This is a genomic window from Cyanobacteria bacterium FACHB-DQ100 (genome assembly GCA_014695195.1).
In the GTDB taxonomy this organism is placed as follows: domain Bacteria; phylum Cyanobacteriota; class Cyanobacteriia; order Leptolyngbyales; family Leptolyngbyaceae; genus Leptolyngbya.
This window is the reverse complement of record JACJNW010000011.1, coordinates 23,846-37,733: the sequence shown is the minus strand read 5'-3', so window position 1 is coordinate 37,733 and position 13,888 is coordinate 23,846. Positions and strand designations below refer to the sequence as shown.

Genomic DNA, 13,888 nt, shown 5'->3' with positions numbered 1-13,888 from the left:
TTCCCGCTGAACTATGTCACTGGATCAAATTGCAGCAGCGTTCGATCGCAAAGATTACAAAAGCGCGGCTCGATTGCTGAAAGCGTTTCTCCAAACTTCTCCCGATCATCCCTGGGGACAACTGTACAAAGCGCGATTGTACGAAGTGTCGAACAATTTCGAGGGTGCGATCGCCCTGTATCAGCAGCTTTTGAAAACGGTGACTCACCCGAAGATCATGTCTCAAGCAAGACAAGGACTCCAGCGGATCGCCAGCCAGATTGAGACTCAACGACAACAGGCGATCGAACAAGCCAAATCTGCACCCGAAAACACTGAACCCGGTTTATTGGTTCTCGAAGCGATCGCGCCAGAATCCCGCACTCAAGCCGCTAAAGACTTTGCGCGGATTTTGAACCTTGATGTCTATACGGCTCGCCTACAGTTGCCCAATCGCGGCTGGAAAATGTATCGATTAGGCGCGATCGGAGAGCTAGATTTTTATACTCAACAACTCAGAGCCGCAAACATTCCTGCGTTCTGTGCACCTGAAGCGAGTTTGAAACAGATCGCAGTGTTTGAAGTCGCGTATTTTCTCGATTATGCACCGCAAGCGATCGTCGTCTGTCAGAATGACCAAGGGCAACTCGGATCATTAACGTTTGATTGGTCAGAAGTGAGTCAGCGCGTCGAGGGACAGTTACCAATTTTTGAGCGAGTAATTGATAGCTCAATGCGTGAAGGAGTGCAGCGGCAGCGCAAAGAGAAAACCCAAGATTATGTACAGATTTGTGATCTGCATTTACCAGCAAGACGCTGTATTCTGCGGCTGTGTGACTGGCGCTATCGATTTGAGCAGGGCATTGAGTTCGGGGCGATGGGTGATGCAACGATCGAGCTTGATCAGGCGATTAATCGATTGCACTGGAATAGCTTGCTTAATTTTCTCACCGAGCAAACCTCTGAAAAATCGATTTGGTCGGATTTCACGTCGTTTGGAGAAACTGCGATCGAGTTTCCGTTATTGCTAGATCGTTTACCTGCACAAATCCATTCTTATGGACAGGATGAAAGCTTATGGGGTGCAGCCTTTCAACTGTATAGCAATCTTGCTTTTATCCGCGATTCGCAATGATTTCGAGGCGTTGTTCGGGAGTGAATCGTGTTTGCTTTAACCATTCACTTGGCTGAACTACACTTGCATCAACATCAGCTCCCCATTCTTTCTGCAACGCTTGAAGTAATACATCTTGCTGATGTCGCAACTCTAGAATGTCTGTTCCACGGTTGATAATTGCAAAACAAACTAAACCACGATCGCGCGTTGGCAATACACCCGCTAAAGCACTCACTTGATTGAGCGTTCCAGTTTTAACCACTGATCGTGCTGGCATCGATCGATCTTCTAATGTTCCCTCACGATCAATGCTAGATGCAGGAAAGAAATCCGCGATCGATAGATTCAACGGGTGCATGATGCGATCGATTGCCGCAAACATTGCACAAGCCGCATGAGGTGAAACCTGATTCTCCATTCCGAGTCCAGATCCATTGATTAATCGAACTTCATCAGGTGAAATGTTCGCGGCAGTTGAGGCTTTCTGAATCACAGCGTTCACACCCCCTAGATTGTTTGCTAGCAGTTGCGACATCTCATTCTGGCTGTGAACATTGAGGTATTTGATTAGATGAACCAACGGAAGCGATCGATACTTCATCAATAAAATCTGTTTTGGAGGGGCTGATCCAGTCTGCACCTTCCCTTTTATTTCGATCATTGGGCGGATCATTTCTTTCGGCATTTCTCCGAACTCATCGCGAATGTCCTCATCCCAAGTTTTAGCATTGAATGCTTTTTTCAACAGTTCACCGGACTTAACAGCATCGTCGCGAAAGCTCATCATAAAGCTTCCGGTAACAATCAAATTGCCTGAAATGCGAGTGATACCCAACTGACGCAGAGCATTTCCAAGCGCGATCGCATCTTCCCACAAGAACAATGGATCGCCGCCACCCTGAACGATGAGATCGCCTTGAAGTGTACCGTTTTCGATCGCACCTGTTGAGCTAATCAATGTTTCAAACTGGTGATCTGCTGACCAAGTTTGCAAGGCTGCTAAGGATGTTGCAACTTTGGTAATCGATGCCGCAGGAACCGGAGTTGTCCCCTGATTGCTCAATAGTAAATGAGATCCCGACTGTAGCCAAATTCCTTGTTCAGTTGGTTTTAACCCTTTACTGCTGAGAAGTTTCAGATAGTCATTGACGACTTTCTCTGCGGTTCGATCGCTAGCTTGCCAAAATGGAGATTGGATCGTTGTTTGAGCGAATATTTCACTTGGGTCAAACGAAGCAGGCAACCCTGCAAGCTTTAACCACCCTGAAACCAATCCAGCACTGATTAGATCTAGCAAACCGCATCCTCCCGTAAGGTAGGCTAAAAGAATACTGCGAAACCTGGAACGAAACTTTGAGCAATGGCAAAGCCTGATCCGAATCGAATTTTACGCCTTTTACCGATCGTTGTTGGCGCTCTCGGTGGAAGTTTGTTGTTCACCAATCGTATTCTTACCCCTGCGCTCACCGATTCTCAAGCGCGATCGGATGCGCTGGGCGTAATTTTGAGTGCGATTCTGATTCTGACGGGCTTAATCTGGCAGCAAATTCAACCTCGCACTCCGGACAGTGTGGAACTTATTGGAGAGGAAGGCTTTGAACTCGATGCAGAATTACCGGATGCGGTGAAAACTGAGCTAGCTTGGGCTTCTCATATTTTGCTGACGAATACGGTGACGCGATCGCTCATTGTCTTCTATCGCGGTAAAGTTCTTTTACGTCGCGGCATTCTCAGCCCCAACAAAGAAGTAAAACCAGGTGCAATTTTACAGCGCGTTTTGGACAAGCAAAAACCAATTTATCTCGTCGCGCTGAATGTTTATCCAGGAAAAATTGAATTCAGCTATCTGCCCGAAAATACTCAAGGTGTGATTTGTCAGCCGATCGGTAAAGAAGGCGTTTTGATTTTGGGGGCAAATGCGCCACGGAGCTACACGCGGCAAGATGAGAAATGGGTGAGTGCGATCGCGGAAAAACTCGACAATACACTTAGCCAACCAATACACAGTTAAATTCATAATCTATACTGCTGAGCTACAGAATTTGATCGCTGCAAAATAAAACCACAAGTTGTAGCATAGTGAGATTACTTGGATCTCCTGACTATGACATCTGCCAAGGCTCACCCACTGCAACGGCTGTTTAACTACGATCGCATTTACCGTTCCGAAGCGATTCGAGCCAGCGTTTATTCGATTCTTAACAAAGTGTTTGATCTGGCTCCGCCTTACCTAATTGGGATTGCGGTCGATATTGTGGTGAGCCGCGATCGCTCTTGGATTGCTGCACTTGGAATTACCGATCTCATTGGTCAGCTTACGTTTATCTCATTCCTAACACTGTTGATTTGGGGATTAGAATCGCTGTTTGAATACTTGTACGATCGCAAATGGCGAAATCTTGCCCAAACCATGCAGCATGATTTGCGATTGGATGCTTACCAGCATTTACAAGAATTAGAGCTTGGCTTTTTTGAAACCGAAACTACAGGTAATCTTCTTGCGATTCTCAATGATGATATCAATCAGCTTGAAAGATTTCTTGATAGTGGTGTAAATCAGCTTTTGCAGTTTTTCACGACTGTATTGTTAGTGGGTGGAACTTTTATTGCATTTGCGCCTTCAGTATCGTGGCTTGCAATGTTGCCGATTCCATTCATTTTATGGGGATCGATCGTATTTCAGAAACGATTAGCACCCCGATATGCAGATGTGAGACAGAAATCGGGATTGATTAGCGCGAGATTGGCGAATAACTTATCGGGAATTGCGACGATTAAGAGCTTTACGGCTGAAGATTACGAACTCGATCGCGTTGGCTCTGAAAGTAACGCTTACCGGAATAGCAATCGAAAAGCGATCGAGCTTTCTGCCGCATTCGTTCCTTTGATTCGATTTGTGATTCTGATCGGATTTACGGCAACCCTGTTTTTGGGTGGACTTAAAGCCGCAAATGGTGAGCTTTCGGTCGGGACTTACGGCTTTATGGTGTTTATCATTCAGCGATTGCTGTGGCCCTTCACAACTTTGGGACAAACGTTGGATCAGTACCAACGTGCAATGGCATCAATCAATCGTGTGATGAATTTGTTAGATACACCGATCGCAATTCCCACAGGCGATCGACCGTTCCCAACCCATCAAGTGAAAGGCAATGTGGAAATTCAGAACATTACTTTTGCATATGCGGATCGCACGGCTGCCCTGAAAGATCTTTCGTTGCATATTCCTGCCGGACAAACGATCGGAATCGTCGGTGCAACAGGCTCAGGCAAAAGTACGCTAGTAAAATTGCTGCTGAGATTTTACGAAATTCAGCAAGGACAAATTCTAATCGATGGCGTTGATATTCGAGAATTACAGCTACGGGATCTGCGGCGCTGCATCGGTTGGGTGAGTCAAGAAGTTTTTCTGTTTCACGGAACTGTTGCAGAAAACATTGCTTACGGCAGTTTTGATGCCAATTGTGCAGAGATTGTTCAAGCCGCCAAACTTGCAGAAGCACACGAATTCATTGAGCAATTACCGCAGGGCTATGACACGATCGTCGGAGAACGCGGTCAGAAACTCTCTGGCGGACAACGACAACGACTGGCGATCGCTCGTGCCATTCTCAAAGATCCACCCATCTTGATCCTCGATGAAGCCACGTCTGCGGTCGATAACGAAACTGAAGCCGCAATTCAGCGATCGCTCGAAACCATCACCCAACATCGCACCACAATCGCGATCGCGCACCGTCTTTCCACCATTCGACAAGCACACTGCATTTATGTGATGGAACACGGGCGCATCGTCGAGCAAGGCACTCACGAAGCTCTGCTTGAACTGAATGGACTGTATGCCAGCCTATGGCGGGTTCAATCGGGAATTCGCGGCAATTGAGCATTGCAATGTGCCTGGAACAGGTGAGGTCGCAGGAGATTGAGCATGAGGCGATCGAGCACTGTGGCTCTCTCAAGTCTCTGGCAAAGCCTGCCGCAAAAGTTCATAAGCTTTGTACTGTCGTCGAAAACGGTCAAGTCGGGGTTCGATCGAGTCGTCTAGACCTGAGTCGGAGTGATCGGCTCTGTGTCGTGAAAAGTTTTGTAATCAATAAAGCGGTGTCCTTCTGGTGTTCGATGTACCAAATCGATGAAGCGATGATTCCACAGAATTTCCTGTGGCACGTAGATGTGCCGATCGTTGAGCACTTGTGACACCGTTTCATCGAGACCACTTAGCATCACTTGAATCATGCAGTGTGTTTTAACGAGCGACTCCGGAGTCATGCCGTAGAGCGGGCTATTTTCGTCGATCGGGTGCATGACGAGCCAAGTGAGCGCGAAGGTTGGAGTCTGGCTGCGAACCAGCGCGAGATCGTGAATGCGGCGAATGTAGTTTCCTTCTAGGGTCACTTCGTCTCGCAGCAAATAAACGCGCATTTGTGCTTCTAAGATCTGGTTGCGGCGCTGATTGGCGGCACGAAAGCAGAGCATTGGAATGCCGTCATGCGGTGCGATCGTGGCGACCTGACTAAAGGCAACGCGGGCAGTCGGACGAGAAAACCTGGCAAATGACAGTCCTGTAAGAATCGCGATCGCGAATAGTCCCGCGATCGCTTCGAGCGTCATCACCGAAAGCGCGTAAAACGTTTTCGGGTACATTGCCCCGTACCCGATCGACGCAAAGGTTTGAACACTAAAAAAGAAATGATCCCAAAACGATCCCGGTGTAGCATTGGCAATACAATCTCCACCAAGTAAGTACAGCAACGCAAATACGACGTTAATGCCAATGTAAGTGGCAGAGATGATGCTGATAAATCCCTGCCAAGGAACTGTGAGAACTAGGTGGTAAGGATCACGCCAGTAAGAATACCAAGCGTTCATGCCCACAACCTGAAAGCGTCCGTCTTCGATGTGGATGTTGATGCGCCGGGAGCGTCGATGTCTAAGTTTCAAGGGTCTAACCTCGTGGATCGAATCGCAAGTTACTCTAAGGAACCAAATTAACGAATGATAAGCTGATCGAGATTCAGCCAGTTTCGACTTCCCTTCGATTGATTAAAAATGATAGAAACTGTATTGTTTCCAGTTTTTAGTGCAACATTTGGAATCGTTGCCGTGTTCCAGGTTGTCCAATTTCCGGTTCCAGGAAACACATGAGCATTCACAAGTGCCCGACCATTGACAAAAATGAATCGAATCGCATTTCCTGCGGCTGCCGCATAGCGCAGAACTAAATCAAATCGTCCGGCGTTTGGCAAGGTGAAATTAAAGTCCACCCACTGCCCGTCCCGGTTCCAGCCTGCAATGTAGCCTGCACCTTCATAACCTGAGTGAACGGCTTCGATCGTTAAGTTATGCAGAACTGAAGTTTCGGCTTGCAGGATGAGTGGCGTTCGACTGGCGACGATCGAGGCATTGAGCGCGTCTACCGCAGCACTTTGGCGGGCAGCATCGGCTTGATCAAACTGCTGCGCCCAACATAACCCAAACTGATTCTTAGAATTGCGGCATTCTTCCCAGATCGAATCGGCGTTGCGGAGAATGAAATCACGGTACGAGATTTTATTTACGCTGCGATAGAGATCCGATAGGTTACGGATAAAAATTCCCTTGAATTGCGGCCCATCCAATCCGCAGTTGGGTTCACACGGTTCGCGCAACACGCCGTTGGGGGCGAGTGCTTTTGTTGCGGCATCTGCGATCGATTGTGCGACCGTTAATAGGGATCGATCGTTGGTGCATTTCGAGAGATCAATCAGCGCTCCCAAAATTACGCCTTGATTGTATGTCCAGGTGGGCTGACCATTGTTTTTACACTGAGCATTCAGCCCGTCATTGATCAAATTGTTTTGATTGATCATTCCGGTTCTGCGGAACCAGTTCCAGGTGCGATTTGCCCAGTCGAGATAGCGCTGATCCCGCGTTCTGAGAAACAATCGCGCTGCGATCGCCAGAAATAACTCATTCGCGATCGCGTTTTTATACTTATGTTCTTTGTTCCACCAGATTCCACCTCCACAAGTGTTATCCCACCCTTTCGCCATGTCGTTAAAAATAATCCTCGACATGTCCAAATACCGGGTTTCGCCGGTGAGATCAAAGGCTTTAATCCAGGTCAACGCCCACCATCCCTCATCGTCGTAAAATTCGTTTAAGAAATTGTTACGTTTATTTTTCTCAAACGTATTGAAAATATTGGTTCGGTACGTGAGCGAATCGGTGAAGGTCAAGTAATCGATCGTGGTTTCTAAAACATTGGCACTATTCCACCAGCCTGTCGTATTCCACAATCCAGTTGCCGTATTATAAAACGTTTGCAGCGTTGCCATTCCTGCATCGGCTCGTTCCCGGTAAGTTGCAGCACACATTTGTCTCTTCCAATCACATTACTGTGAGTTATAGCGCAATCATTCAAATTTGCTCTTCACTCATCCAGAAAGCTGTTACGATTAACCTCCGTATTCTAGAAATGCTGACCAGAAGCGATTTAAAACAGGCTGCTGGATGGTTAAGTTTAGAGTTGCCATTGCTGGGGCAATGGTTCGTTTACAATGGCTCGTTTACAATGCCACTTACGTTGAAGCCGAAATCAAAGCGTCTCCGCACATCCGCGTTAATTCTTAGCGCGATCGTCTTGAGTGCGATCGCGGCGGGTGGATATTGGTATGTTTTTGTCTTGGGCGCACCGCAACTCGACACGCCACCCGTTGAAGAAGTTGCGGGAATTAATTTCCAGGTTAAAAGCTTCTACAGCGAAGCTCTGGGACAACAGCGGCGATACGGCATACTTCTGCCGCCTGGATACGAAAAACATCGTGAACAACGCTATCCGGTCATCTTTTTGCTGCACGGCGGACATGGGGATGAGCGGGACTATTACGAAAAAGCGGCAATTACAACGACAGTAAAGAATCTATACCGCGATCAAAAGCTTCCTGCCTCGCTGATCATCATGCCAGATGGCAACGACAATCGCGGCACCAGTCCCTTTTGGGATACGGATTACTACGATGGTGAGAATGGAAAAATTGGAACTTACATTGGCGTGGACTTAGTGCAAGAAGTCAAGCAGCAGTTTCGCACGATCGAAGACTCACACTATTGGGCAATGGGCGGATTGTCTTCGGGCGGTTGGGGTGCGTTTAATATCGGACTGCGGCATTTAGCGCGATTTACGATCTTCTTCAGTCACACGGGATATTTCATGGATAACAGCGGCGTTCAGAACAGTCCGCAAGTGTTTGCTGAACAAATTCCGATCATCGATCGCAAGCGTATCCGAGCTTATTTAGATGCGGGTGAGGCAGATGAAAAATACTTAGATGCCACCCGTGATTTTCACACGGTCTTAGATCGCTTAGGAATTTATAACGAATTCTATGTATTTCCTGGTGGTCACGGCATTGTCGGGCAAAATGTCGGCTGGAATTATTGGAGAACGCATCTAGCCGATTCTCTGAGTTTTGTCGGTCGCCAGTTCCGTGACGTTCAAGAGCAGAAAAAACATCGACATTTTTGAGTGTATGCAGCAGTTCCCTCCCAAACTCGGCTGGAATCGGAAACGTCTAGAAACCCTCGATCGTAGAACTCGCATCGGGGTATGGTCAGCCGCACTGCTTACGGGAATTATGGGGGTCGTCAATCTGTGGTCTGCGGTCGTGCCGAGTTATCCAGAGCGAACCGCTTGGTTAAAGCACTTTTTCCCATTCTCGGTGCGGGTTGGCGGACATTTGTTTGCAGCGCTGGCAGGATTCATTTTACTGACATTGGCAGCGAATTTATTACGCCGTAAGCGCGTTGCCTGGTATGTTACTGTTGCATTGCTATTTATATCAATCTTCAGTCATCTGATTAAAGGATTTGACGTTGAAGAAAGTGTTCTTGCAACAGTTCTATTAATTCAATTATTTGTGCTGAGAAAAGCCTACACAGCACAATCCGATCGACCGTCGATCGCTCAAGGCATTCGCGTTTTAATTGCAGCGATTGTGTTCACAATGGCGTATGGCACGATTGGATTTTATATTCTCGATGGTTACTTCAGTATTAACGGAGCGCCTATTAATTTCAGTCTTTCAGAATCTCTGTGGCAAACGCTTGCCATGTTCTTTACTGCTGATAATGCTGGGCTAGAACCGAGGCGACGTTATGCAGAATTCTTTGCGAATTCGATTTATGCAGTTGGAACGACTACGTTAACGTATGCGTTGTTTATGCTGTTGCGTCCAGTATTATTACGAGGTGATCCTGCGACGCTGCAAGACCGTAAAAGAGCGCAGCAAATTATTGATGAATTTGGTAAAACTTCGCTGGCGCGGTTGTCGTTGCTGCCAGATAAATCTTATTTTTTCAGTCCGTCGGGTAGAAGTGTGATTGCTTATGTTGCTAAAGGGCGAGCCGCGATCGCATTGGGTGATCCGATCGGGCATCCAGAGGATTTGAAAGAAGCGATCGTCTCTTTTCAGCAATTTTGTAATCAAAACGATTGGTTTCCCACGTTCTACGAAGTTTTGCCGGGTACTTTGTTGCTGTATCAAACTCTCGGCTATCGCTGGGCGCAAATCGGCGAAGAAGCAATCATTGATTTACATACGTTCAATCTCAAAGGCAAAGCAAATCAAGACTTTAGAACTGCAATCAATAGACTTACGAAAGCAGGTTATCGGCTGCAAGTATACGAACCGCCGATCGATGATGGATTGATCACGCGATTAAAACCTGTGAGTGATGAATGGCTGCAATCGAAGCAGGGATCAGAAAAGCAGTTCTCGATCGGCTGGTTCGATCGTGAGTACCTGAGCGGTTGTCATATCGCGGTGGTTTACGATGCACACGCAAAAATCATTGCCTTCTCGAATCTGCTTTCTGGCTACAACCGCAAAGAAGTCACCGTAGATCTGATGCGGCATCGCAATGATGCGGAAAAAGGCACAATGGACTTTTTATTTGCCTCGCTGCTGCAACACTTTCAGCAGGCGGGATACGATAGCTTTAATTTCAGCTTATCGCCGCTAGCCGGTGTAGGTGAGACTTCTGATTCTTTGCGGGTTGAGAAGGGCTTGCACTACTTTTTTGAGCATCTCAACCAGTTTTACAACTTCAAGGGACTGCATCAATTCAAAGAGAAGTTTCGACCACGCTGGGAGCCTCGCTATTTGGTCTATCCGAGTCTAACGGTACTGCCCGATATTGCGGTGGGACTGGTTCGAGCCGATTCGGGCGATCGACTGCTCGACTACTTGAAATCCGATAGCTGAGCGTTATTTATCACCACGCCTGATAGAATTACGAAATGTAAAGCCGAGTAATGATGAACGATCGTATGCGAATGTTGCGAGTCTTTTTCGCGCTGATTTTGGCGCTCATGGTGCTAATCGGCTTGCCAGAAACGGTTCATGCTGCGAGTTCCGGTGCGATTCGAGCGATCGATGATGTTAAAGCCGTTACCAAAGATTATTCTGGACAGAATCTGATTCGAGCCGAGTTTAGCAATGCTCGACTCTCAGGCAGCAACTTTAGCGATGCAGATTTGCGCGGTGCTGTGTTTAGCGGTTCAGACTTGAGCAAATCAAATTGGCAAGGAGCCGATTTTGATAATGGCATCGCTTATCTCACTGACTTATCGGGCGCAAATCTACGGGATGCGGTTCTAACTTCTGCAATGATGATTGGCTCGGTGTTCAAGGGCGCAGAGATCACCGGAGCAGATTTTAGCGAAGCCGTGTTGGATCGATCGCAGGTCGTTGAACTGTGTAAAACCGCAAGCGGCGTGAATCCGAAAACGGGAATCAGCACCCGCGACTCGCTGGAATGCCCCTAGCCGCCACAACTCGCGAATCGGTGATCTATCCTGGGAGCAGATCTGTCATCGCTCATCCTCATGCTGAAATCCATTCTTGCGGCAAGCGTTGTGTTCAGCGCTGTGCCGACTGTGAGTCTTGCGGCTCCGTCTCAGTCGATTAACGCTCAAACTCCACCACAGCCCACTACCGAGCAGATTTACCAAGCCTGTACTCAAGATCGCGCAGAAACGCTGCCAAATCCGTTCGTTGATGTTTCTCCGAATCATTGGGCTTACAAGGCGGTGTTATCGATGCACTATTGCGGTGCATTTCGTCGTGCGGCTCCGAGAAGCTTATTTGAGCGCACTCAGCCTACACCGACGACACCTCAATCGACAACACCGCAATCTTAGATTGCAATAGGGATTGCAATAGGTTCTAGAGGAGTGAGATCAAAATTCTTGCTCCTCTAAAGGATTTAAAGCGTCGATCGCACCTGACCCCAATACTCTAGAATCAAAGCTATTCTTGATTGAATTGCTCCCCGACTTGCTTGAGGGACAGCTATCTACATCGCTTATGCAAACGCCTCGTGAATCGCTCCGCAAGTTTCCGCAGCCGCTTGATCGGGTTGCGATCGGGTTAATGGTCGTTTTGATTGTGCTGATCGGAGTTTTGCTGCTCAGCGGCGATCGTAGCGCTCCTAGAATCAGAGAGTTTAACTGGGACGGAAAACAGGTCGGAGCCGACGATCGCGCCTTTTTGCTGGCGTTTAGTCGTCCGATGGATCACCCTAGCGTCGAGCAAAATCTCAAAATTCAGCCGGATTTGAGAGGAAGAATTAGCTGGGCTGGGCGACGGATGGCGTACACGCTCGATCAACCTGCGCCGTATGGCACAGAATTTACGGTTTCACTCACGAATGCTCGCGATCGCTTTAGTAAAGAGGGTGCAAATAACGGGATTTTGCGAGACTTTCAGGCAAAATTCAAGAGCCGCGATCGCGTCCTTGCGTTTATCGGAGCCGAAGGCAATGAAGCAGGACGGCTGATTCTCTACAACTTAACGCAGCAAGATAAAAAAATTCTCACACCGGAAAACTTAGCGGTCATGGATTTCAAAGCCTATCCGCAAAACGACAGAATTTTATTTAGCGCCGTTGAGCGCACCAACCCCCCGCAATCCTTAGCAGAACAAAAGCTTTTCACGGTCACAACTGGAATTCAAATTAACGATCCGGCTGATCTGAGTGCTCCCTCGGCTCCGACCGCCTCTGCTTCTCCAACCCAACCTGGGCAAATTACCCAAATTCTCGACAATCGCGACTACCAGAACCTCAAGTTTGATTTATCTCAAGATGGTCGAACGGTCGTCGTTCAGCGCCTCAGTCGCCGCGATCCCAACGATGCGGGCGCTTGGCTGCTGCGAGACGGTCAACCCGCAAAACCGATTAGCAATCAACAAACAGGCGGCGATTTTCTGATCACACCGGATGGCGGTTCGATCGCGGTGGCTCAAGGGCAAGGACTCGCAATTTTGCCGCTACAACCCAACGCTGAGCAAGACCAAACCCAACCGCTCGACTTCTTACCAAAATTTGGCACCGTGTTAAATTTCTCCCCGGATGGAACGGCGGCAGTGATGGTGAAATTTAACACCGATTACACGCGATCGATGTTCCTCGTCTCGCAAGGGGTACAAAAGGAAATTCTCAAAATTTCAGGCTCGATTGTCAGAGCCAACTTTGATCCGAATAATCAGGTGCTGTATTGCTTGTTAACGAATTTGATTCCGGGCAATACGTTTCAAGAACAGCCTTATCTTGCAGCGATCGACCTCAAAGCAGCGCGGGAAGGAAAGCCAATGGAGCAGACTCTACGCCCGTTAGTGTTGTTACCCAACCAGCGAGAAATTCAGGTTGATTTAGCTCCCGACGGAAAGGCATTGATTTTTGATCAAACGCAAGCAGACGATCGCGCCAAATCTGAAGTGAGTCAGGCTTTATCAGGAAGTAAACTGTGGCTGCTGCCGCTCAAAGGGGATCTCAGCGCCAAAACTCAGCCAGAAGAGTTGCCCTTCCGGGGTTTGCATCCACGATGGTTGCCCTAGTTTGCGTTACTTTAATAAAGAACATCTTTTGATAGCGCGATCGCCCTGACATGAACATTCTGAGCAATCTTCTTCCGACTCCCAAGCCTGCCAAAAACCGTCGCGGGATTGAAATCAAATCCGATCGAGAAATCGAAATCATGCGGCAAGCTTCGCGGATCGTTGCAACCGTTTTGAAAGAAATCTCAGAAATGGTCGAACCTGGCATGACAACCTGGGATCTCGATGTTCATGCAGAAAAACGAATCCGCGAAATGGGCGCAACTCCCAGCTTTAAGGGCTATCACGGGTTCCCGGCTTCGATTTGTTCGAGCATTAACCAAGAAGTGGTGCATGGGATTCCGAATAAGAAAAAGGTGATTCGGACGGGCGATGTTCTCAAGGTTGATACGGGGGCATTCTTTGAAGGATTCCACGGCGATTCTTGCATTACGATCGCAGTCGGTCAGGTTTCTCCAGACGCGGCAAAACTAATTCACGTAGCAGAGCAAGCCCTCTACAAAGGGATTGAGCAAGTCCGGGCGGGCGCATTCCTGCTCGATTTAGCAGGCGCAATCCAAGATTATGTCGAGTCGAACGGCTTCAAGATTGTGGAAGACTTCACCGGACATGGTGTGGGACGGAATCTACATGAAGAACCTTCTGTGTTTAATTTCAGAACTTATCGGATGCCGAATGTGAAATTGAAAGCGGGGATGACGTTGGCGATCGAGCCGATCGTCAACGCCGGATCAAAAAATACGCGAATTTTGCCCGATCGCTGGACAGCCGTAACTGTGGATCGATCGCTCTCGGCGCAGTTTGAGCACACGGTTTTGGTGACAGAAACCGGATATGAAATTTTGAGCGATCGCAGCTTGGTTTAGCGCGATCGCTGGATGCGATACATTCATCCTGCCAGAGTTTTAATAGA

The 13,888-nt window shown here is 48.0% G+C and carries 12 protein-coding genes; 9 read left to right on the top strand and 3 right to left on the bottom strand.

Going from position 1 to position 13,888, the window contains the following annotated elements; genetic code table 11:
* The first annotated feature begins 13 nt into the window (after positions 1–13).
* A complete protein-coding gene (locus H6F51_01995; GenBank protein ID MBD1821290.1) occupies positions 14–1,114 on the top strand; it encodes a tetratricopeptide repeat protein in 1,101 nt (366 codons plus the stop codon).
* Here the strand turns inward: H6F51_01995 and H6F51_01990 are convergent.
* Entirely contained in the window at positions 1,095–2,369 is a 1,275-nt protein-coding gene (locus H6F51_01990) for a D-alanyl-D-alanine carboxypeptidase (protein ID MBD1821289.1), read from the bottom strand. The genes H6F51_01995 and H6F51_01990 overlap by 20 nt on opposite strands.
* A gap of 87 nt (positions 2,370–2,456) precedes the next feature.
* On the opposite strand from H6F51_01990, the gene H6F51_01985 reads away from it, so the two are divergent.
* Both H6F51_01985 and H6F51_01980 read left to right on the top strand, forming a co-directional pair.
* Complete coding sequence (locus H6F51_01985) at positions 2,457–3,107, top strand: cofactor assembly of complex C subunit B (GenBank protein ID MBD1821288.1); 651 nt, start codon at positions 2,457–2,459, stop codon at positions 3,105–3,107.
* Between the two features lie 93 nt (positions 3,108–3,200).
* Positions 3,201–4,979 (top strand): ABC transporter ATP-binding protein, encoded by a 1,779-nt coding sequence (locus tag H6F51_01980; GenBank protein MBD1821287.1) that lies wholly within the window; start codon positions 3,201–3,203, stop codon positions 4,977–4,979.
* Positions 4,980–5,137: 158 nt separating this feature from the next.
* On the opposite strand, the gene H6F51_01975 is transcribed toward H6F51_01980, so the two are convergent.
* Positions 5,138–5,965: an ATP-sensitive inward rectifier potassium channel 10 gene (locus H6F51_01975; protein MBD1821286.1), complete on the bottom strand. Its 828-nt coding sequence runs from the start codon at positions 5,963–5,965 to the stop codon at positions 5,138–5,140.
* A 119-nt stretch (positions 5,966–6,084) separates the two neighbouring features.
* The gene (locus tag H6F51_01970) at positions 6,085–7,452 is read right to left on the bottom strand and encodes a carbohydrate-binding protein (GenBank protein ID MBD1821285.1); all 1,368 of its coding nucleotides are present in this window, start codon (positions 7,450–7,452) and stop codon (positions 6,085–6,087) included.
* 197 nt (positions 7,453–7,649) lie between these two features.
* Between H6F51_01970 and H6F51_01965 the strand changes: the two genes are divergently transcribed.
* The 6 genes from H6F51_01965 (at position 7,650) to map (ending at position 13,841) form a co-directional block, all read left to right on the top strand.
* Positions 7,650–8,603, top strand: a complete 954-nt coding sequence (locus H6F51_01965) for an esterase family protein (protein MBD1821284.1) — start codon at positions 7,650–7,652, stop codon at positions 8,601–8,603.
* Between the two features lie 4 nt (positions 8,604–8,607).
* The gene (locus H6F51_01960) at positions 8,608–10,341 is read left to right on the top strand and encodes a bifunctional lysylphosphatidylglycerol flippase/synthetase MprF (GenBank protein ID MBD1821283.1); all 1,734 of its coding nucleotides are present in this window, start codon (positions 8,608–8,610) and stop codon (positions 10,339–10,341) included.
* A 65-nt stretch (positions 10,342–10,406) separates the two neighbouring features.
* Positions 10,407–10,904 carry a pentapeptide repeat-containing protein gene (locus tag H6F51_01955; GenBank protein ID MBD1821282.1) on the top strand — a complete coding sequence of 166 codons (498 nt, stop codon included), beginning with the start codon at positions 10,407–10,409 and terminating at the stop codon, positions 10,902–10,904.
* A 60-nt stretch (positions 10,905–10,964) separates the two neighbouring features.
* A complete protein-coding gene (locus tag H6F51_01950) occupies positions 10,965–11,279 on the top strand; it encodes a hypothetical protein (GenBank protein ID MBD1821281.1) in 315 nt (104 codons plus the stop codon).
* Between the two features lie 166 nt (positions 11,280–11,445).
* Positions 11,446–12,975 (top strand): hypothetical protein, encoded by a 1,530-nt coding sequence (locus tag H6F51_01945; protein MBD1821280.1) that lies wholly within the window; start codon positions 11,446–11,448, stop codon positions 12,973–12,975.
* Positions 12,976–13,025: 50 nt separating this feature from the next.
* Positions 13,026–13,841 carry a type I methionyl aminopeptidase gene (gene map / locus H6F51_01940; GenBank protein ID MBD1821279.1) on the top strand — a complete coding sequence of 272 codons (816 nt, stop codon included), beginning with the start codon at positions 13,026–13,028 and terminating at the stop codon, positions 13,839–13,841.
* The last annotated feature ends 47 nt before the right edge of the window (positions 13,842–13,888 follow it).

Coding starts and splice junctions, on each gene's coding strand:
- H6F51_01960 (MBD1821283.1), top strand. CDS start 8,608: ATGCAGCAGTTCCCTCCCAAACTCGGCTGGAATCGGAAACGTCTAGAA.
- H6F51_01980 (MBD1821287.1), top strand. CDS start 3,201: ATGACATCTGCCAAGGCTCACCCACTGCAACGGCTGTTTAACTACGAT.
- H6F51_01995 (MBD1821290.1), top strand. CDS start 14: ATGTCACTGGATCAAATTGCAGCAGCGTTCGATCGCAAAGATTACAAA.
- H6F51_01970 (MBD1821285.1), bottom strand. CDS start 7,452: ATGTGTGCTGCAACTTACCGGGAACGAGCCGATGCAGGAATGGCAACG.
- H6F51_01955 (MBD1821282.1), top strand. CDS start 10,407: ATGCGAATGTTGCGAGTCTTTTTCGCGCTGATTTTGGCGCTCATGGTG.
- H6F51_01950 (MBD1821281.1), top strand. CDS start 10,965: ATGCTGAAATCCATTCTTGCGGCAAGCGTTGTGTTCAGCGCTGTGCCG.
- map (MBD1821279.1), top strand. CDS start 13,026: ATGAACATTCTGAGCAATCTTCTTCCGACTCCCAAGCCTGCCAAAAAC.
- H6F51_01985 (MBD1821288.1), top strand. CDS start 2,457: ATGGCAAAGCCTGATCCGAATCGAATTTTACGCCTTTTACCGATCGTT.
- H6F51_01965 (MBD1821284.1), top strand. CDS start 7,650: ATGCCACTTACGTTGAAGCCGAAATCAAAGCGTCTCCGCACATCCGCG.
- H6F51_01945 (MBD1821280.1), top strand. CDS start 11,446: ATGCAAACGCCTCGTGAATCGCTCCGCAAGTTTCCGCAGCCGCTTGAT.
- H6F51_01975 (MBD1821286.1), bottom strand. CDS start 5,965: ATGAACGCTTGGTATTCTTACTGGCGTGATCCTTACCACCTAGTTCTC.